Annotated in this window: 14 protein-coding genes; 13 read left to right on the top strand and 1 reads right to left on the bottom strand. The window is 69.5% G+C overall.

Features of this window, described 5'->3' with window-relative positions:
* Positions 1 to 203: 203 nt before the first annotated feature.
* From ABJF88_12195 to ABJF88_12240, 10 genes are all read left to right on the top strand, one after another.
* Positions 204 to 467: a hypothetical protein gene (locus tag ABJF88_12195; GenBank protein ID MEP0547686.1), complete on the top strand. Its 264-nt coding sequence runs from the start codon at positions 204 to 206 to the stop codon at positions 465 to 467.
* Between the two features lie 28 nt (positions 468 to 495).
* A complete protein-coding gene (locus ABJF88_12200) occupies positions 496 to 2,304 on the top strand; it encodes a relaxase/mobilization nuclease domain-containing protein (protein ID MEP0547687.1) in 1,809 nt (602 codons plus the stop codon).
* 151 nt (positions 2,305 to 2,455) lie between these two features.
* The gene (locus tag ABJF88_12205) at positions 2,456 to 2,716 is read left to right on the top strand and encodes a metalloregulator ArsR/SmtB family transcription factor (protein ID MEP0547688.1); all 261 of its coding nucleotides are present in this window, start codon (positions 2,456 to 2,458) and stop codon (positions 2,714 to 2,716) included.
* Between the two features lie 141 nt (positions 2,717 to 2,857).
* Complete coding sequence (locus tag ABJF88_12210) at positions 2,858 to 3,289, top strand: hypothetical protein (protein MEP0547689.1); 432 nt, start codon at positions 2,858 to 2,860, stop codon at positions 3,287 to 3,289.
* Positions 3,290 to 3,386: 97 nt separating this feature from the next.
* Complete coding sequence (locus ABJF88_12215) at positions 3,387 to 4,655, top strand: TolC family protein (protein MEP0547690.1); 1,269 nt, start codon at positions 3,387 to 3,389, stop codon at positions 4,653 to 4,655.
* Positions 4,652 to 6,202: an efflux RND transporter periplasmic adaptor subunit gene (locus tag ABJF88_12220; GenBank protein MEP0547691.1), complete on the top strand. Its 1,551-nt coding sequence runs from the start codon at positions 4,652 to 4,654 to the stop codon at positions 6,200 to 6,202. Before ABJF88_12215 ends, ABJF88_12220 begins: the two co-directional genes overlap by 4 nt.
* A gap of 18 nt (positions 6,203 to 6,220) precedes the next feature.
* Positions 6,221 to 9,415: a CusA/CzcA family heavy metal efflux RND transporter gene (locus ABJF88_12225; protein ID MEP0547692.1), complete on the top strand. Its 3,195-nt coding sequence runs from the start codon at positions 6,221 to 6,223 to the stop codon at positions 9,413 to 9,415.
* On the top strand, positions 9,412 to 10,185 hold the full coding sequence (locus tag ABJF88_12230; GenBank protein ID MEP0547693.1) for a methyltransferase domain-containing protein: 774 nt from the start codon (positions 9,412 to 9,414) through the stop codon (positions 10,183 to 10,185). Before ABJF88_12225 ends, ABJF88_12230 begins: the two co-directional genes overlap by 4 nt.
* On the top strand, positions 10,178 to 12,670 hold the full coding sequence (locus ABJF88_12235) for a heavy metal translocating P-type ATPase (protein ID MEP0547694.1): 2,493 nt from the start codon (positions 10,178 to 10,180) through the stop codon (positions 12,668 to 12,670). The genes ABJF88_12230 and ABJF88_12235 overlap by 8 nt, the downstream gene beginning before the upstream one ends.
* A gap of 375 nt (positions 12,671 to 13,045) precedes the next feature.
* Entirely contained in the window at positions 13,046 to 15,382 is a 2,337-nt protein-coding gene (locus tag ABJF88_12240; protein ID MEP0547695.1) for an acyl-CoA dehydrogenase, read from the top strand.
* A gap of 220 nt (positions 15,383 to 15,602) precedes the next feature.
* On the opposite strand, the gene ABJF88_12245 is transcribed toward ABJF88_12240, so the two are convergent.
* Positions 15,603 to 16,547: a LysR substrate-binding domain-containing protein gene (locus ABJF88_12245; GenBank protein MEP0547696.1), complete on the bottom strand. Its 945-nt coding sequence runs from the start codon at positions 16,545 to 16,547 to the stop codon at positions 15,603 to 15,605.
* 602 nt (positions 16,548 to 17,149) lie between these two features.
* Here ABJF88_12245 and ABJF88_12250 point away from each other — a divergent pair.
* The 3 genes from ABJF88_12250 to ABJF88_12260 form a co-directional block, all read left to right on the top strand.
* The gene (locus ABJF88_12250) at positions 17,150 to 17,659 is read left to right on the top strand and encodes a GreA/GreB family elongation factor (protein ID MEP0547697.1); all 510 of its coding nucleotides are present in this window, start codon (positions 17,150 to 17,152) and stop codon (positions 17,657 to 17,659) included.
* A gap of 44 nt (positions 17,660 to 17,703) precedes the next feature.
* The gene (locus ABJF88_12255; GenBank protein ID MEP0547698.1) at positions 17,704 to 19,086 is read left to right on the top strand and encodes a Glu/Leu/Phe/Val dehydrogenase; all 1,383 of its coding nucleotides are present in this window, start codon (positions 17,704 to 17,706) and stop codon (positions 19,084 to 19,086) included.
* 111 nt (positions 19,087 to 19,197) lie between these two features.
* The coding region (locus ABJF88_12260) for a ferritin-like domain-containing protein (protein MEP0547699.1) at positions 19,198 to 19,357 on the top strand (160 nt) is incomplete at its 3' end.

Raw genomic sequence — 19,357 nt, forward strand, 5'->3', positions numbered from 1 at the left:
GGAGGTTTTCACCCGGTCGTAATGGGGCCGAGACCTTTTCGCACGGCGGAAACCCCGTCGCCGAGTTTTCACCGGGTGCAAACCCAGTAGATGCTTCCAGTGACGGTACGTCCGATGACGCGAGGTCCGATGCGACCACGCGGAAGCGAGGGGGAGGTCGCCCTCGGAAAGCCGCCGCCGAGCGGCGCACCACGAAGTACACGGTGTCCGTCAACGAAGCCGAGAAAGCCACCGTTGAGGCGGCAGCCGAAGCGGTGGGTCTCGCCCCGGCCGTCTATCTCCGGGAGGTCGGCGTGGGGACTCGGGTGTCAAAGCGGGCGGACGACGTGCTCTACCACCGGCTGAGCCGGATCGGCGTTCGCCTCCAGACCCTTGCTCGCCGCGCCGGCGACGAGGAACGAGGGGGCGATCAGGCCGCGCTAGAAGCGTTGCTTCAGGAGGTGATCGACGTGAGGGAGACGCTGTAGAACGGACCGGGTAAGACGGGAAAGGCAGATGATCGGGAAGGTCTCATCGGGAACGAGCTTCAGCGGGCTGGCGACGTACCTCACCCAGAGCGAGGAGCGCGTAGCGTGGACCGAGCCTCGCTGGATGATCGGGACGGACCCTCAGGAGGTCGCCCGCGAGATGGAGACCGCGGCGTCACTGAGCGACGCGCGCCTGGAGAAGCCGGTCTACCACATCTCGATCTCGTTCAGCGAGACCGACCAGCCGACGCGGGAGCAGATGCAGCAAGCGGCCGACCGCGTGCTGGGGGAGCTCGGGCTGGGGGAGCACCAGGCGCTCCTCGTTGCGCACGAGGACAAAGGGCATCCCCACCTCCACGTCATGGCGAACCGCGTCCATCCCGACACGGGGAAGGCCGCCACGGTCTCGTTCGACTATCGCCGGGTCGAGTCGGTGCTCCGGGAGCTAGAGAAGGAGTGGGGCCTGACGCGGGTGCCGGGCCACCATGCCCGCGATGCCGGCGACTCGGCCCCCGACCGCACGCGGGGCCTCTCGACCGGCGAGGTCCGCCGCGTTCGCCGCACGGGCGAGCTCCCCTTTCCCGAACAGGTCCGCGAGAAGATGGGCGACGATCTCGGCCGCACGCTGGGCAGCGCGAAGGGGTGGAGCGAGGTCCACGAGGCGCTCGGCCGTCGCGGCTACCGGCTGGAGCCGACCGAGCGTGGGATGGTCGTCACCGACGGTGAGCGCTATGCAAAGGCGTCGTCCGTAGACGAGCGACTGAGCCGTCCCCGCCTCGAAGCCCGGTTCGGGCAAACTCTCGACGCACACGATGGGGAGCATCAGTTACGGCAGCCCGGTGCCGAGAAGGCCATGAGTCCAGAGGTGTACAAGCAGCTCTTCGGTGCCCCAGCACTCGCACCATCGAAAGCAGAACACGCCGCCAGTCCCGAGCCCATGGAGAGCGCCGGCTCGTCAGGGATCGCCCGTGCCGCCCAGGTACGAGCTGTGACGAACGCGACCCTGAGCGCGATAGACGGAGAGGCCGACGAGCGCGAGGTGCCGACCCGCACCATCGAAGCGGGGGTGCTTACGGCGAGCAGGCTCTCACGTGGCCCAGAGTCCAAGGATCAGATTCAGGGCGAAGCTCCATCGGTTGAATCTCCCCCCTCCCCCAGCCCAGCCGTTCGGGAGCTCGCCGGTGAGGTACGCGCGTATGAGCGCGTCGCTGGCGTCGAGCAGCGCCTCGGCCTTGCCGTACAGGACCACGCCGAGTTGGAGGGACAACTACGGTCTACGGGCCGACAGGGGCAGGAAGCCACGCGCCTATCCGACACCTTCGACCGGGCGCTCGGGGAGGCGTACCGCGACCCTGCCGCCGCCCGCCGCTCGTTCGAGGCGCTAGCAGCGCAGGAGGGTCCTGAGGCCGCAGCGCGCACGATGCGTCGGACACCAGAACAGTTCGGGCCGGTCGTCGCCACCGAGCACTCGAAGTGGATGGGGCTGGCCCGCGAGGTGAGCCGGGCCGAGGGTTACGAGGCAGCACGCAGCGCGGCCAACGTGGGCGAGCAGTACGTCCACACACGCGCCTTCGTAGGAGGCACCGGACACGAGGCACTGCGAACGTCACTGGCCTCGAAGGGCCGGGAGGTACAGTCCCTCCAGCAAGAACTGACACAACTCACGAGTCGGCACGGGCAGCCCACACAGATTCTGGAGCGGATCGGCCAGCGCGCGCAGGTGCTCACGACGGCGCAGACGAACCACCTCGGTCGTACGCTCTCTCCGCCGCAAATGGCGGTCGTGTCCAAGGCGGCTGGGTTGGCTGCGAAGGTTGCTAAGGGTGTAGAGCGCTGACGCCATGCGGAGTGCTGCTCATCGTGCATCCCTCAAGACCTTACTATGTGACTGACCCGATCTGCCTACGATGTCCGCTGCCTTCTCTTCTCAGCCTCCAAGTCCACTTCCCGCTGAGCACCTCCCCCCGCAGGATGTGGTCGAGGAGTCTGTGCGCCTGCTCAAGGGGGTCGCCGATCCGACCCGGCTGCGCATCCTCTGCTTGCTGCGGGCGGGCGAGGTGAACGTCCACGCTCTCACCGACGCCCTTGCCGTGTCGCAGTCGGCCGTCAGCCACCAACTCCGCGTGCTTCGTGAGGCCCGCCTCGTAGCAACGAGAAAGGCGGGTCGTCGCGTCTACTACCGCCTCGCCGACGACCACGTCTACGACATTCTCTCAGCCGCGCTGGAGCACGGACGTGAGGTCTGCTGACAGCGCTGAGCGATTGGAACGAGTACGGGGACTCCCGTGCATGGGGCACTCTCGTGCGACGATCCCGTGAAGGAGTTGCACACGGGAACCGACGGGTCTACCTTTTATGTGAACATTCGTTCATGTATTTCAGGCCCCCTTATGCCTAGCCTCCACCGCATCAAAGCGCAAGCCGCTTCAGCCGCCTGGCTGCTGAGCGCGCTGATGCTGTTTGCGCCGCTGGGTGCTCACGCTGTTGGGGCCGTGCTCTGCATTGAGGCCGACGGCGAGGTCGCCGTCGAGCGCTCCGAGGGTGCGGCGTGCGCCGAGGGTGCCGACGAACACGTCCCGCTGGGCACCACGCACTGCGACCCCTGCACCGACCTCCCGCTCCCGAGCGGCGGCGATACGGACTGCGCCTCGTTCAAGACCGAGAGCGGCCCTTCAGCACAGACGGTTCTCTCCGTTGTGGCGTTGCTCCCAGCGTCGGACCGCGCCCCTACGCCCTCCCCGGCAGCCTCCCCTCTTCAGGATGGGCGCGGTGCCCTTCCTCCCGACCCGGCTCTTTCCCGCAGCGTGGTGCTGCTGATCTGAGCCGCTCCTGATCCGGGCTGCGCGCGTCGCAGCCGCTTTCGTTCGACCGCCGTGCCCGTCCGGTGCGGCCCTCGTCCACGATCAGGAGCAACGGTCTATGGTTTCTCTCTACGGCGCGTGGCGGCGCGCCCTCCGGTTGGTGGCCTATGCCGCCCTCGCCGTCCAGCCTGTTTTCGCAGCGGGCTACGACGCACCCGCTGACACCCTCACCCTCGACGACGCCCTCAGGCGGACGTTCGAGGCCAGCCCTCACCTGCGCGCGGCGCGCCTCGAACTGGAGGCCCGCGAGGCACTCGCACGGCAGGCCGGCCGCTTCTCCAACCCGGTCCTCGACGCTGAGGCCGAAAACATTGGGGCGACCGGACCTGAGCAGGGCGTCGTCACAGTGGCCCTGGCCCAGCTCGTCGAGCTCGGTGGAGACCGTGCGGCACGGCGACGCCTGGCAACGCGCGAGGCCGACCTCGCCGCCGCCGACCTCGCTCTCGCCCGGACCGAGCGCTCTGCCCTCGCTCGGAGTCGCTACGCGGAGGCGGTCGCCGCCCAGGCCCGCCTCGGCCTCGCCCTAGCCTCGGCCCACCTCACCCGAGCCACTCTTGTGGCGACGGCCGAGCAGGTGGAGGCCGGGGACCGCTCGCCCGTGGACGAGACGCGGGCGGAGGTCGCTCTCGCCATAGCCCAGGCCGAGGCGACGCAGGCGCAGGCCGAGCGGACGGCGGCGTTCGTCCGCCTCGCCGCTCTCTGGACCGAATCCCCGGACTTCGACGCCGTAGCGGCCCTCCCACCGCCGGAGCCGGTCCCCGCCTTCGATGTGCTCGCCGGGCCGCTCCGGCAGAGTGCTGCGCTCGCTGTGTGGGACGTGGAGACTGCGCGCCGCGAGGTCGCCGTCGACCTGGAGAAAGCCCGGCGCATCCCCGACGTGACCGTCTCCGCCGGCTACCGCCGCTTCACCGCGACGGGAGGCGGAGCCGCCGTCGTTGGCCTCGCCGTTCCGCTCCCAGTCTTCGACCGCAACGGCGGGGCAGTCGCCGCCGCGAGGGCACGGCTCCAGGCCGCCGATGCCGAGCGGGAGGTGGCCCTCGTCGAAGCTCGGTCCGCCCTAGCGGAAGCCCACGGTGCCCTCACGGCCTCCTTTGCCGAGGCGACGGCCTTTCGCATCGAGGTGCTCCCGCGCGCCGAAGACGTCGCGGCCCGGATCGAGGAGGGCTACGAAGCAGGCAAGTTCTCGCTCCTCGACGTGCTCGACGCCCAGCGCACGCTGGCCGCCGCACGCGTGCGCTACGCCGACGCCCTCGCCGCTTACCACACCGCCGCCGCCGATGTCGAGCGGCTCACCGCCCGCCCGATCAGACTGACCGACCAGCCATGACCAAGCACCAGATCCTCGTCACGAGCGCAATTGCTAGCGTCGGCCTCGTCCTCGCGCTCCTCATCCTACTCGCCCCGTCCTCCTCCTCCATCCAGGACGAGCACGGCGACGCCCTTGCTGGGGAAGAAGCACCGCACGGCCCCCACGGCGGTCGCCTCCTCGACACCGAAGGCGACCGCGCGCTCGAAGTCACCATCTTCGAGGCCGGTGGCCCGCCCGAACTCCGGCTCTACCCGTTCGTGGACGGCGAGCCGGCCGAACCGGACGCGCTCGACCTCACCGCCGAAATCCATCGGCTCGGCGGCGGCGTGGACACCGTCCGCTTCCGCCCGACGGGCGGGTTCCTCCGCGGCGACGTGGAGATCTACGAGCCGCACTCGTTCGACGTGGTGATCCGCGGGACGTGGGACGGCGAGCCTGTGCGGTGGGCGTACGAGAGCATCGAGGGCCGCGTCGAGATGCCGTTCGAGATCGCTGAGGCGAGCGGCGTGGTGGTCGAAGACGCCGGCCCCGCATCGCTCCGCACGGTCCTCGAACTCCCCGGCGAGGTCCAACTCAACGCCGATCGTGTGGCGCGCGTGGCCCCGCGCGTCTCCGGCACCGTCGTCGCCGTGCCGACCGGCTTGGGCGAGCGCGTCGGAGCGGGGACCGTGCTCGCCGTCGTCGAGAGCCGAGAGCTGGGGAGGGCGCAGCGCGACTACGTCGAGAGCCTGCACCGGATGGAGTTGGCGCAGTCGGCCTACGAACGCGAGCGGCGGCTCCACGAGCGGCGCATCTCGGCGCGGAAGGACTACGAGCAGGCGCGGCACGACCTCGAAGAGGCCGAGCTAGAGAAGCAACTCGCCGAACAAGCCCTCGGCGCCCTCGGGGTCCCCCCGACCCAACTCGCCGCGCTCGGCGTCGAGCCGGAAGGTGTCGCCGGCGACCGCGAGGTCCGCTCGCCCCTTCCGACCTCGCTCACGCGCTACGCCGTCCGCGCCCCCTTAGGCGGCGAGGTCATCGCGCGGAGCGTGTCCGTCGGGCAGCAGGTGATGGGGAGCGAGGAGCTGTTCACGCTCGCCGACCTCTCGACCGTCTGGGTCGAAGTGACGGTCTATGCGGGGGATCTCGGCGCGGTCGAGGCTGGGCAGGAGGTCGTCGTCCGTGCGCGCGGTGGCGAGGGCGCGGGACCGGTCGGGCGCGGCACCGTACGTTATGTCGGCCCGCTCGTCGGTGAGACGACGCGGACGGCGCGGGCGCTCGTCACGCTCTCCAACTCCGAGGGCCGGTGGCGGCCGGGGATGTTCGTTAACGCCGAGGTGCTCCAGCGCGAGGAGACGGTGCCCGTCGCCGTCCGCCGCGACGCCATCGTGACGTGGCGCGAGATGCCCGTCGTCTTCGCCCGCTTCGGCGATGCCTTCGAAGTGCGCCCCCTCACGCTCGGCCGGACGGGTCCCGAGTTCGTCGAGGTCCTCGCCGGACTCGACGCCGGGCAGCCCTACGCAGCCGAAGGCGCCTTCCTGCTCAAAGCCGATCTGGAGAAGTCCGGCGCCTCCCACGACCACTGATCTACCCCGGAACAATCCATGATCGAGAAACTCCTCCAGCTTTCCATCCGGCGTCGGTGGACCGTCCTCGCCCTCACGCTCCTCGCGGCAGGCGTGGGCGTGTTCAACTTCACCCGCCTCCCGATTGACGCCGTCCCGGACATCACGAACGTCCAGGTCCAGATCAACACCGAGGCACCGGGCTACTCACCGGTCGAGGTCGAGCAGCGGATTACGTACCCCGTCGAGACGGCCGTGGCCGGGCTCCCGAAGCTCAGCTATACCCGGTCGCTCTCGCGCTACGGGCTCTCGCAGGTGACCGTCGTCTTCGAGGAGGGCACCGACATTTACTTCGCCCGCCAGCTCCTCACCGAGCGATTGCAGGAGGTCCGCGACCAGATCCCCGGCGGGCTCACGCCTGAGATGGGGCCGATTGCGACGGGACTCGGCGAGATCTACATGTACACCGTCGAGGCCGAGCCGGGGGCCGCCAAGCCCGATGGCATGCCGTACACCGCGACGGACCTCCGCACGCTCCAAGACTGGGTGCTCCGACCCCAGCTCCGCAACGTCCCCGGTGTGGCCGAGGTCAACACGATCGGTGGGTACCAGCGGCAAATCCACGTCACCCCCGACCCCGAGCAGTTCCTCGCCTACGGGCTCTCCTTCGGCGACGTGATCGACGCGCTCGAGGCGAACAACGCGAACGTCGGCGCGGGCTACGTCGAGCAGGCCGGCGAGCAGCTCCTCGTCCGCACGCCCGGCCAGGTCAGCGGGGCCGCCGAGATCCGCCGCATCACGCTCGTGACCGACGACGGCGTGCCCGTGCGCGTGTCCGACGTGGCCGAGGTCGGCGAGGGGCGGGAGCTGCGGACCGGCGCGGCGACGATGAACGGCAAGGAGGTCGTGCTCGGGACGGCGTTCATGCTCGTCGGCGAGAACAGCCAGGTCGTCGCGCAGCGCGTGGATGCCGCGCTCACCGAGGCCGCCCGCTCGCTCCCCGACGGCGTGACGGTGAGGACGGTCTACGACCGGACGCAGCTCGTTGACGCGACGATCCGGACGGTCGAGAAGAACCTCGTCGAGGGCGCGCTACTCGTCATTGCCGTGCTGTTCCTCTTCCTCGGGAATCTCCGAGCCGCGCTCATCACGGCCGCCGTCATCCCGCTCTCGATGCTCCTCACCGTGACGGGGATGGTCGAGAACCGGATCTCGGCGAACCTGATGAGTCTGGGCGCGCTCGACTTCGGGCTGATCGTGGACGGGGCTGTCATCATCGTCGAGAACTGCGTGAGGCGGCTCGCCGAAGCTCGCGAGAAGCTGGGACGGCAACTCGACCTGAAAGAGCGATTAGGCGTTGTGTTCGACGCCTCGAAGGAGGTGCGCAAGGCGACGATGTTCGGCGAACTCATCATCATGATCGTCTACGTCCCGATCCTTTTCCTCACCGGCGTCGAGGGCAAGATGTTTACGCCGATGGCGCTGACGGTGATCTTCGCGCTCGGGGCCGCCTTCGTGCTCTCGCTCACGTTCGTGCCCGCCGCCGTCGCCCTCTTCGTCCGCGCGCCGAAGGAGGAGAAAGAGAACAAGCTGATGGTCTGGGCCGAGCGGGTGTACCGGCCGGCGCTCCGCTACGCGCTCGCCAACCGCCCGGTCGTGCTCACCGGCGCGACCGTGCTCGTCCTCCTCGCCGCGCTCCTCGCCGGGCGGATGGGGACGACGTTCATGCCCCAACTCGACGAGGGCGACGTGGCGCTCCACGCCCTCCGCATCCCCGGCACGAGCCTCACGCAGGCCGTCGGGATGCAGGCGGAACTCGAGGCGGCGATCCAGCGCGGCGTGCCCGAGGCCGCGTTCGTCTTCGCCAAGATCGGCACGCCGGAGGTGGCGACGGACCCGATGCCGCCGAGCGTGGCCGACAACTTCGTGATCCTCAAGCCCCGTGACGAGTGGCCCGATCCCGACCTCTCGAAGGCCGAGGTTGTCGAGAAGATCGAGCGGGCGGCACGCGGCGTGCCCGGCAACAACTACGAGTTCACGCAGCCCATCGAGATGCGCTTCAACGAGCTGATCGCGGGCGTGCGGACCGACCTCGCGGTGAAGGTCTACGGCGACGACCGCGACGTGCTGAACGAGACCGCCGAGGCCGTGGCGAGCGTGCTCGAAACCGTCCCCGGTGCCGCCGATGTCCGCGTCGAGCAGACGACCGGCCTCCCGATGCTGACCGTCCAACTCGACGACGACGCCCTCGCTCGCTACGGGCTCACGCGGGCCGACGTGCAGGAGGTGGTCGAGATCGCGGTCGGCGGGAAGCAGGCCGGTATCGTGTTCGAGGGCGACCGGCGCGTCCCGCTCGTGGTGCGCCTGCCCGAGACGCAGCGCGTGGACCTGGACCGGCTGGAGCGGCTGCCTATCCCGCTCCCCGCCGCCCCCCCGGTGCTACCTGCCTCGGCCGACGGCTTCGTTGGAGGACGCGCCGGCGGCCGGACGATCACGCTCGGCGAGGTCGCCCGGCTCGACCTCGCGCCCGGCCCGAACCAGATCAGCCGTGAAAACGGAAAGCGGCTTGTGATGGTGATGGCGAACGTGCGTGGGCGTGACCTCGGCTCGTTCGTCGAGGACGCGCAGACGGCCGTCGCCACGCGCGTCGATGTGCCGGCGGGGTACTGGCTCGGCTGGGGCGGGAAGTTTGAGCAGATGATCTCGGCGGCCGAGCGGCTCCGGCTCGTCGTGCCCCTCGCGCTCCTGCTCATCTTCGGGCTACTCTACGCCACGTGCGGGAGCACGAAAGACGCGCTCCTCGTCTTCACCGGCATCCCGCTCGCGCTGACGGGCGGCGTGGCAGCGCTCTGGCTGCGGGGCATCCCGCTCTCGATCACCGCCGCCGTCGGGTTCATCGCGCTCTCGGGCGTGGCCGTGCTGAATGGCCTTGTGATGATCACGTTCATCAACCAGCTCCGCGAGCGCGGTGTTGGACTCGACGAGGCGATTTTCGAAGGGGCACGCCAGCGGCTCCGGCCCGTCCTCATGACGGCGCTCGTGGCGTCGCTCGGGTTCGTCCCGATGGCGCTCGCGACGGGCCCCGGTGCCGAGGTGCAGCGCCCGCTCGCGACGGTCGTGATCGGCGGCATCCTGTCAGCGACGGCGCTTACGCTTGTCGTTCTGCCTGTGCTCTACCGGCTCTTCCACCGCGACGGCGATATCGCGCCCGCCGCACAGCCCGAAACAGTATGACGACCCGCCGACTCCTGCTCACTGGTGCTGCCCTCGGTGCTGCGCTAGGTGGCGCTGCGTTCGTGCGTCGCCGGATACGCCCGGTGTCACCGCCCGAGTTGCTCCCACCCGGCGCTGTCCGCGCGCTCTACGACCGCCTCGCCCCCCTTTACGATGTTGTCGCGGCGGCCTACGACCTCGTCGGGGCAGGACGCTTCCACCGCCAAGCCGTGGACGCCCTTGGTCTCCGCCCCGGTGATACCGCCGTGGACCTCGCCTGTGGGACGGGCGCGAACTTCCCGCACCTCGTCCGCGCCGTGGGACCGACGGGCCGCGTCGTCGGCGTGGATCTCTCGCCGGGGATGATCGAGAAGGCCCGCGAGCGGGTGGGCAGACACGGTTGGACCAATGTGGAACTGGTCGAGGCTGACGTGCGAGACTATGCCTTCCCGGAACCTCTCTACGGTATCGTCTCGACGTTCGGGCTCGAGATGGTCCCCGAGCACGACGATGTGATCCATCGGGCGGTCGAAGCTCTCGCACCGGGCGGCCATGTCGCCGTCGGGGGCCTCCGACGGCCTGAAGGTTGGCCCGAGTGGCTGATCCGGCTCGGCGAATGGGTTAACCGACCGTTCGGCGTGAGCCGCGCCTATGAAGACGTGCAGCCGTGGCGGTCGATCACAACCTACACAACCGACACCGACTACGAAGAGTACCTCCTCGGGGCTGTCTACCTCGCTGTCGGTGAGGCGCCTCTTGGCTCTCCTCTCACCCCCCTCTGCGATGCCTGAATCTCTACGCCTCGACCTCCCCGTTCTGCTCCCGGATGTGCCCGATGTCCGAGATGCCTGCGTGGCCCGCCTCACCGATGCCCTCACGGCCACGGCGGGCGTCGAGAGTGCCCACGTCCTCCCGGCTGAAGACGGCGAGCCCGCCCGTGTCTGCATCCACTACGACCCCGGCGCCGTCGCCCTCCCCCGCATCCGCCGCATCGCCGAGCGCACCGGCGCTCTCATCACCGGCCGCTACCGCCACGTACTGTGGGAAGTCGACGGGCTGAGCCATCAGCGCCGCGCCCGGACCGTGGCCGAGCGGCTGAAGCAGGCCCCCGGCGTCGTCGAAGCGGAGGCAAATGCGACGGGGCCGATCCGCATCGAGTTCGACCGCGAGGCGACCGACGAGTCAGCGCTCCGCCGCCTGCTCGGTGAACTCGGCGTGACGATCACGGCACCTGAACCCGCTGAACAGACCGCGCTTGTCGAGGCCGATGCCCATGCGGGCCACGACCACGGGCCGGGCGACGATCACGGGAACGCTAAGGGCGGAGGGGCGCACGACCACGATCACGGCGGCATCTTCGGCGAGCGGACCGAGGTGATCTTCGCCGTGCTCTCCGGCGTCTGCGTGGCGCTCGGCTGGACGCTCGGCACGTTCACCGGGATCGTTGCGTGGGTCCCGCTCGCGCTATTCATCGGGGCGTATTTCTTCGGCGGGTGGTTCACGGTGCGCGAGGCGTGGGACTCGATTCGGGCCGGGCGGTTCGAGATCGACTTCCTGATGCTCGTCGCCGCCGCCGGGGCCGCCGCGCTCGGCGAGTGGTTCGAGGGAGGGCTGCTCCTCTTCCTCTTCTCCATCGGCCACGCGCTCGAAGGCTACGCGATGGGCCGCGCGCGGAAGGCCATCGAAGCCCTCGCCGAACTCGCCCCAGAGACGGCGGTCGTGCGCCGCGACGGCGCGGAGCAGGAGGTGCCCGTCGAGGACCTCGCCGTTGGCGACACCATCGTCGTGAAAACGAATGAACGGCTCCCTGCCGATGGGTTCGTGGTCAAAGGCACGAGCGCGGTGAACCAGGCTCCCGTGACGGGCGAGAGCGTCCCCGTCGACAAGCGGCCCGTCGATGACACGGAAGCGGCCCTCTCCGATCCGCAAGCGCTCGACGCCGCGCACCGTGTCTTCGCAGGCACCATCAACGGGAGCGGCGCCCTCGACGTCGTCGTGACGAAGACCTCGGCCGAGTCCACGCTCGCGCGCGTCGTTCAACTCGTAACCGAAGCCGAGACCGAACAGTCGCCGACACAGCGCTTCACGGACCGGTTCGAGCGCGTCTTCGTGCCCGCCGTGCTCGGCCTCGTCGTCCTGCTCCTCTTCGCGTGGGTCGTCGTAGACGAGACCTTCGCAGAGAGTTTCTACCGGGCGATGGCGGTGCTCGTGGCCGCTAGCCCGTGCGCCCTCGCGATTGCGACGCCGAGCGCCGTGCTCTCGGGCGTGGCGCGGGCCGGGCGCGGCGGCGTCCTCGTCAAAGGCGGCGGGCCGCTCGAAAACCTCGGCCAGCTCACGGCGATTGCCTTCGACAAAACGGGGACGCTGACCGAGGGCGCGCCGCGCGTGACGGACGTGGTGCCCGCCGAGGGCGCGACCGAATCCGAGCTGCTCACGACCGCCGTCGCCGTCGAGCGGCTGAGCGACCACCCGCTCGCGAAAGCGGTGGTGCGCCACGGCGAGGCCGAGGGCGTCGCGCCCGCCGAGGCGCACGACCTCCAGAGCATCACCGGGCGCGGCATCCGCGCTGACCTCGGCGGCGAGGCCGTGTTCATCGGCAAAGACGACCTCTTCGCTGAGGTCCCTGGTCCGCCGCTTCCCGATGCCGTGCGGCAGACCGTCGAGCGCCTGGAAATCGAGGGCCGGACGACGATGATTGTCCGCCGGGGCGACCGCTACCTCGGCGTGGTCGGGCTGATGGATACGCCGCGCGCGGCGGCGAAGGAGACCATTGCCCGACTCCGCGAGATCGGCATTAAGCGGATGGTGATGATCTCTGGCGACAACCAGCGCGTGGCCGACGCCGTCGCCCGTGCCGTCGGGCTCGACGAGGCGCGCGGCGACCTCATGCCCGACGACAAGGTCGAGACGATCAAGGCGCTCAGCCGGGAGTCGAAGGTCGCGATGGTCGGCGATGGCGTCAACGACGCGCCCGCGATGGCGAATGCGACAGTTGGCATCGCGATGGGCGCGGCCGGAAGTGACGTGGCGCTGGAAACGGCCGACGTGGCGCTCATGGCCGACGACCTCCGCCACCTCCCCTTCGCCGTCGGGCTCAGCCGGAAGACGCGGGGCATCATCCGGCAGAACCTGTGGATGAGCCTCGGCATGGTGGCGTTCCTCGTCCCCGCGACCATCTTTGGGCTCGGCATCGGGCCGGCCGTCGCGCTCCACGAAGGGAGCACGCTCATCGTCGTCTTCAACGCGCTCCGTCTCCTGGCCTACCGTGATGCGTAGCCCGTTGGGCGACCGCCCCGCCGCGTGCGGCGACTACCTCCAGCACGGGGCCTTCATAGACACTGGTGCAGCGGGTGGCAGCCCCGAGTTGTCCGGGGTGCTCGCTCGCCTTCCAGGTGCTCCCGCGCCTTCTCCGAACGGCGCAGAGGGTGTCGTCGGTTCGTCCCGGACCGTGCTCGATCAGGCGGAGCCGGCCCTGTTTGGCGGCCTCTTCAAGGTCGCCCTCGTTCACAAATCCTGACCCGTCACCGAGCGGTCGAAGCAGGGCGAGACCGAGGTTAACCTGAACGGCCCCCATCCGCCTCCGGCCGTTGATCTTTTACGCGGGTGCCGGGTACTACCGAGGCCTATCCCGAGGACCCACTCCCCGCACCCGTGCCCGACTCCGCCTCGCCCGTCGCCGACCTCACATACGGGGTCGCGAGCATCCTCCCGTTCCTCTACATCGCCTGGGCCGACGGGCTCCTGACGCCCTCCCAGATCGACGAGATCCGCACCCGCGTCGAGGCCGCCGACTGGCTGAGTGAGGCCGACAAGGCGACGCTCAGCGGGTGGCTCGACCCCCAGAACCCTCCGAGCGCGAGCGCCTACTACCGCTGGATCCGCACGATCAAAGAGGCGGCGCGTCACATCCCCGACGCCGCCGGCAAGAGCCTCGCCGAGTTGGGGGCCGAGATGGCGAACCTCACGGGCGTGAGCGACGCGACATACACGACGCCGCAGGCGCGCCAGGCCCTCGCCGAGATCGAGGCGGCCCTCGGCATCGTCGGCCACGAGGCCGTCCGTGAGCTCGTCGAGGATCGGCCCGTCGCTGAGGGCGATGGGCTTCCGGCCGAACCCTCCCTCGACGACGCTGGGCTCGATGTCGCCGCCCTACGGTCGGTTCTCGGCGGCGCGCGCGAGGCGCTGCGCGACCGCGTCCGCACGCTCCTCCGCGACCCCGTCTTTGCTCACCCCGACGAGCCCCTCGGCAAGGAGGCTTACCGCGAGCTTGTCCTCCGCTGGACCGTGCACCTCGCCGAGCAGGGAATCGGCGCGGTCGCCTACCCTGAGTACGCTGGCGGTGAGGACGACGTCGAGGCCTTCATCGCCGCCTTCGAGACGATCTCGTACCACGACCTCAGCCTGGCCGTGAAGTTCGGCGTCCAGTTCGGTCTCTTCGGTGGGAGCATCAACCAACTCGGCTCCGAGCGCCACCGCCGCCAGTACCTCCCGCGCGTGGCGACGCTCGATCTCCCCGGCTGTTTTGCGATGACCGAGAAGGGCCACGGCTCGAACGTCCGCGACCTCCAGACGACCGCCACGTTCGACCCCGGAATGGACGAGTTCGTCGTCGACACACCGACCGACGCTGACCACAAGGAGTGGATCGGGAACGCCGCCGCGCACGGGCGGATGGCGACGGTCTTCGCCCAGCTCGTCCTGGGCGAGCAGCGCCACGGCGTCCACGCCTTCCTCGTTCCGATCCGCAGCGAGGACGGCGCGGTGCTCCCCGGCGTCCGCATCGAGGACAGCGGCTACAAACTCGGCCTCAACGGCATCGACAACGGGCGGATCTGGTTCGACCACGTCCGCATCCCGCGCGAGAACCTCCTCGACCGGTTCGCCCAAGTGAGCCCGGAGGGCGAGTACACGTCGGCGATCCCGTCCTCGTCGAAGCGGTTCTTCACGATGCTCGGGACGCTCGTCGGCGGGCGGATCGCGGTGGCGTCCGGCGGGGTGAGTGCGGCCAAGAGCGCCCTCACGATCGCCGTCCGCTATGGCGCGCGACGACGCCAGTTCGGACCGAAGGACAAACCCGAGGTGGCGATCCTGGACTACCTCAGCCACCAGCGCCGCCTCCTCCCGCGCGTGGCAGCGGCCTACGGCCTCACGTTCGCCCTCCACGACCTCGCACGGCGATTCCAGGCGACGGCTGAGAGGGCGGACCTCCGCGCGATCGAGACCGAGGCCGCCGCGCTCAAGGCGTATGCGACGCGGTTCGCGACCGACGCCATCCAGGAGAGCCGCGAGGCCTGCGGCGGCGAGGGCTACCGCTACGCCAACCGCCTCGCCCGCTTCCGCGCCGACGCCGACATCTTCACGACGTTCGAGGGCGACAACACGGTCCTCATGCTCCAGGTCGCCAAGAGCCTCCTCGCCGGGTACCAGCAGGAGTTCGAGGGGCTCGACTTCTTCGGCCTCCTCGGCAAGCTCGGCGAGCGCGTCAGCGTCCGCATCGGCGAACCGAACCCGGTCGAGCGGCGGAAGACGAGCGCGGCCCACCTCCTCGACCCGGCCATGCACGCCGGCCTCTTCGAGGCGCGCGAGCGCGACCTCCTCATCTCGGCCGCCCGCCGCCTCAAGGGCCGCATCGACGGCGGTCAGGACTCGTTCGACGCGTTCGTCGAGGTGCAGGACCACCTCCTCACGCTCGCACAGGCGCACGCCGAGCGGCTCGTGCTGGAGCGCTTCCAGGCCGCCGTCGGCAGCGTCGAGGACGAGGCCCTGCGGGCGCACCTCGACCGCCTCGCGGCGCTCTACGCGCTCGAACGGCTGGAGACGCACCACGGCTGGTTCCTCGCGCAGCATTACATCGACGCCCCGAAGTCGAACGCGATCCGGGCCGAGGTGAACGCGCTCCTCGGGCAGATCCGGCCCGTCGCTGTCAGCCTCGTCGACGCCTTCGGAATCCCCGGCGAGACCCTCGCCGCGCCCATAGCCCTCGGCTGACGGGGCCGACGGGTGCTGCCGAAGATCGCTGCGCCGCCCGTACCCTCACCACCGGTTCGCTCCGGCCGTTCCTCATGAGGGGCCGGGGTCCCCCTCGCTCACGCCTCGGCCTCAACTGCTCAGCCACCGTGTGTTGGGCCGACGTAGCGCACGGTCGTAGGGCCTGGGGTAGGGATCGACCCGCGCACGCTCCAGAAGCGCACGCGCATGGGTGGCCGTGTCATGGTTCGTAGAGGATGGAGCCCTCCGGCAGGATGGGCGCGACGGCCTCGACGATCTCGGCCGCGAGCGCTTCGATGGGACGGCGCTTGACGAGGGTCTCGGCGTGGACGAGCCGGACGGTCCGGCTCGGCGCGGGACTCTGGAAGGGGCGGACCGACTCCGGCGCGTGCGAGCCTTCGACCTGCACGGCGAGCAGCGGCAGGAGCGTCATCCCGTGGCCCCGGTCCACGAGGCGCTGGAGCGTTTCGAGGTTCCCGCTCGCGAACTCGACCACGTTCTGCTCCGCCGCGTCGGGCGGCTCCGCCTGCGCCGAGCCCCGGAGGAGCTCGAGTGTCTGATCGCGGAAGCAGTTGCCGGGGCTCATAAGCCAGAGGTCGTCGCGGTGGAGGTCCTCCGTGCGCAGGGTCTTCCGCTGGTAGAGCCGGTGTCCGGGGGCGACGTACCCCACGAGGGGTTCCTCGAAGAGCGGGACCTCTGCGATGCCCCGCTCCGTGACGGCCGTGGCGACGAGGCCGGCGTCGAGCAGGTCGCGCCGGATGTGTGCTGCGATCCGGTCCGCCGGGAGCTCCTCGAACACGAGCGCGACACCGGGGTAGCGGCGGGAGAACGGGGCGATGACGAGGGGGAGGAGGTACGGCGCGAGCGTCGAGAGGATGCCGACGCGCAGCTCCCCCTCCATCTCCCCAGCCGCCTCCTGCACGAGCTGCTCGAGCCGCTCGGCTTCGGCCACCACCGAGCGCGCCTGGGCGACGACCTGCCGACCGATCCGGGTGGGCATGATCGGATGAGCGGTGCGGTCGAAGAGGACGACGCCGAGTTCTTCTTCGAACTTCTGTATCTGCGTGCTCAGCGTGGGCTGGGTCACGAAGCAGCTCTCCGCCGCGCGCCGGAAGTGGCGGTGCTTGTCGAGGGCGAGGAGGTAGGTGAGCTGGAGGAGCGTCATAGCGTCTCGTGATAGGGGGATCCTATCGCTACATCAAGATAAGAGATGAAACAGATCGGTTGGGGATACGAACAAGGCAGTAGAGAAACACGAACAACGCAGTAGAGAAAGCGGACACGGCCCATCGGCTTCCGCCACACTGGCCTCCGTGTTCCACGTCGAGGCCCTCACGAGAGAGGTTCTCATGATCAACTACGTCGTCCACTTCCTCGACCCCGAGGCCCCGGCCCTCCGGGGCCGCCCCCTCCGGGACCGCCCCCTGCGGAGCGCGACCGAGCGACGTGCTGCGGAGCGGCCACCACACGCCGCTCCGCGCAGCCGCAACATCGCCACGCCGAGCGCCCTCCTGACGGGGATGCTCTGGCGAGGGGCCCTCATCAGCGGGGAGGTCCTCCCTTCGTTCGCACCCACTCCTTGGGACGTCCCCCGGGGGAGGCTCTCCGGGCTCACCGTTGATCCACGACGCGCCCGACTCGCCGCACGCTCCCTCGGAAGCGCGCTCATTACGCGCCTGCAGGAACATCGAGGACGTCTGGCGAGCGCCTGAGTTCTAGTCACCAAGGCCCGGACGTGTTCTACGGCCCGGCCTCCTCCCTACCGCCATGAACGACCAGACGATCTACCTCACCGACGAAGACCACCTCCGCCTGACCACGTTGCTCTCCCGGATGAAAAAGGAGGGCGGCTGGAGCCCTGCGTACGCCTGCGGTCTACGGAGGAAGCTGGAGTGCGCCGTCGTGGTGCCCTCCGAGGACATCCCCTACCACGTGATCACCATGCACTCCCAGTTCCGCTTGCAGGACCTCGACACGGGGGCGGCGAAGGAGTACACGCTCGTCTACCCCCACGAAGCGGACTTCCACGAGGGCAAGCTGTCGATTCTGGCTCCGGTCGGCACCGCGCTCCTCGGCTCCCAGGACCTCGACGTCGTCGAAGTCGCGGTGCCGGCGGGGAATAAGCGCTTCCGCGTGGGTGCCGTCTTCTACCAGCCGGAGGCCGCCGAAGCCTACCGGGTCAAGGCGGACAGCCTGATCCGGGGCTCCCGACGGGCGGAGCGGCAGTCGCGGGGCTATTCCGAACGCCGCATCCGTAGCGGCCTCTCGGAAGCATAAGGCCTCCTTCCCTACTTCCTCATTACAGCCACTCTCTCATTCCCATGCCTTCCTCGACCCAGACCGCTCCCCCCAAACACTCCGAGGAGCTCCGTCCTGAGGAGCTCAACCCCTTCGTCATCGCGCAGCAGCAGTTCAGCACGGCCGTGCGGTACCTGCCGGAGCTGGACTCCGGCCTCGTCGAGTTCCTCATCCGCCCCGAGCGTGTGATCACCGTCGAGTTCCCCATCGAGAAGGACGACGGGACGGTCCAGAACTTCGTCGGCCACCGCGTGCTCCACAACCGCGTGCGCGGCCCTGGCAAGGGCGGTGTCCGCTATCACCCCAGCGTCAACGCCGACGAGGTCCGCGCCCTCGCCGCGTGGATGACGTGGAAGTGCGCCGTCGTCGACGTCCCCTTCGGCGGAGCCAAAGGCGGCGTCGAGTGCGACCCCACCGAGCTCACCGAGGGCGACCTCCGCCGCATCACGCGCCGGTACGTCTCCCAGCTCGGCGACAACATCGGGCCGTTCGTCGACATCCCGGCCCCGGACGTGAACACGAACGCGCGGACGATGGCGTGGATCTACGACACCTACGCCATGATGCACCCGGGCGAGAACAACCTCCCCGTGGTGACGGGCAAGCCGCTCGACATCGGAGGTTCGCGCGGGCGCGCCGAGGCGACGGGCCGCGGGGTCCTCTTCGCCTGCGAGCAGGCCCTCCGCCGCGGCCTCGTCAAGGGGCTGGACTCGGTGGACGGCGCGGCCGTCGTGGTCCAGGGCTTCGGGAACGTCGGGGCGAGTGCAGCCAAGCTCTTCGCCGAGGCCGGTGCCCGCGTCATCGCCATCAGCGACGTCTCGGGTGGCATCTACAACTGGGATGGGATCGACGTCGAGGCTGCCCTCGCGCAGCGCGACCGGACGGGCTTCGTCGAGGGCCTTAGTAATACCGAGCCGATTTCGAACGAGGCGCTTCTCGCGATGGAATGCGACGTACTGATCCCGGCCGCCCTCGAAAACCAGATCCGCGCCGACAACGCGCACCGGATTCGGGCGCGGCTGATCGTGGAGGGGGCGAACGGGCCCACGACGCCGGCCGCCGACCGCGCCCTCTTCGAGCGCGGCATCCCCGTGCTGCCGGACATCCTCTGCAACGCCGGCGGCGTGACGGTCTCCTACTACGAGTGGGTGCAGAACCACGAGAACGAGCAGTGGGAGGAGGAGGTCGTCAACCAGAAACTCCTCGGCAAGATGAACCGCGCCACCGACGCTGTAGTCGACACGCAGCGCCGCATCAACGGCGACCTGGAGCGGATCGAGCGGTTCCGCAGCGAGCGCGGCCTCAACGGGCAGTCGCTCGGGCCAGTAGACCTCCGCACGGCGGCGTACATCCTCGCCATCGGCCGCGTGGCCGACGTGGCGCTCCAGCGCGGTATCTGGCCGTAAGGCGGAGCAGGACGAGCCGGGCGTGAGTGCCCCGACGGCCGAACCGTGACACACTCCCTGCGTCAAAACAGGGAGTGTGTCCTTATTTGCTCACTCATGAACCCTCCTACGATGACTACCGACAGGCAGACCCTCATCGACGGGCTCAACGACGACCTCGCCCACGAGTACCAGGCCGTCCTCATGTACACCTCCTACGCCGCCCTCGTCAGCGGCATCCACCGCCCCATGCTCAAGGGCTTCTTCGAGATGGAGATCCCCGAGGAGCTCG

It is taken from the genome of Rhodothermales bacterium, from assembly GCA_039944855.1.
Classification (GTDB): domain Bacteria; phylum Bacteroidota; class Rhodothermia; order Rhodothermales; family JANQRZ01; genus JBBSMX01.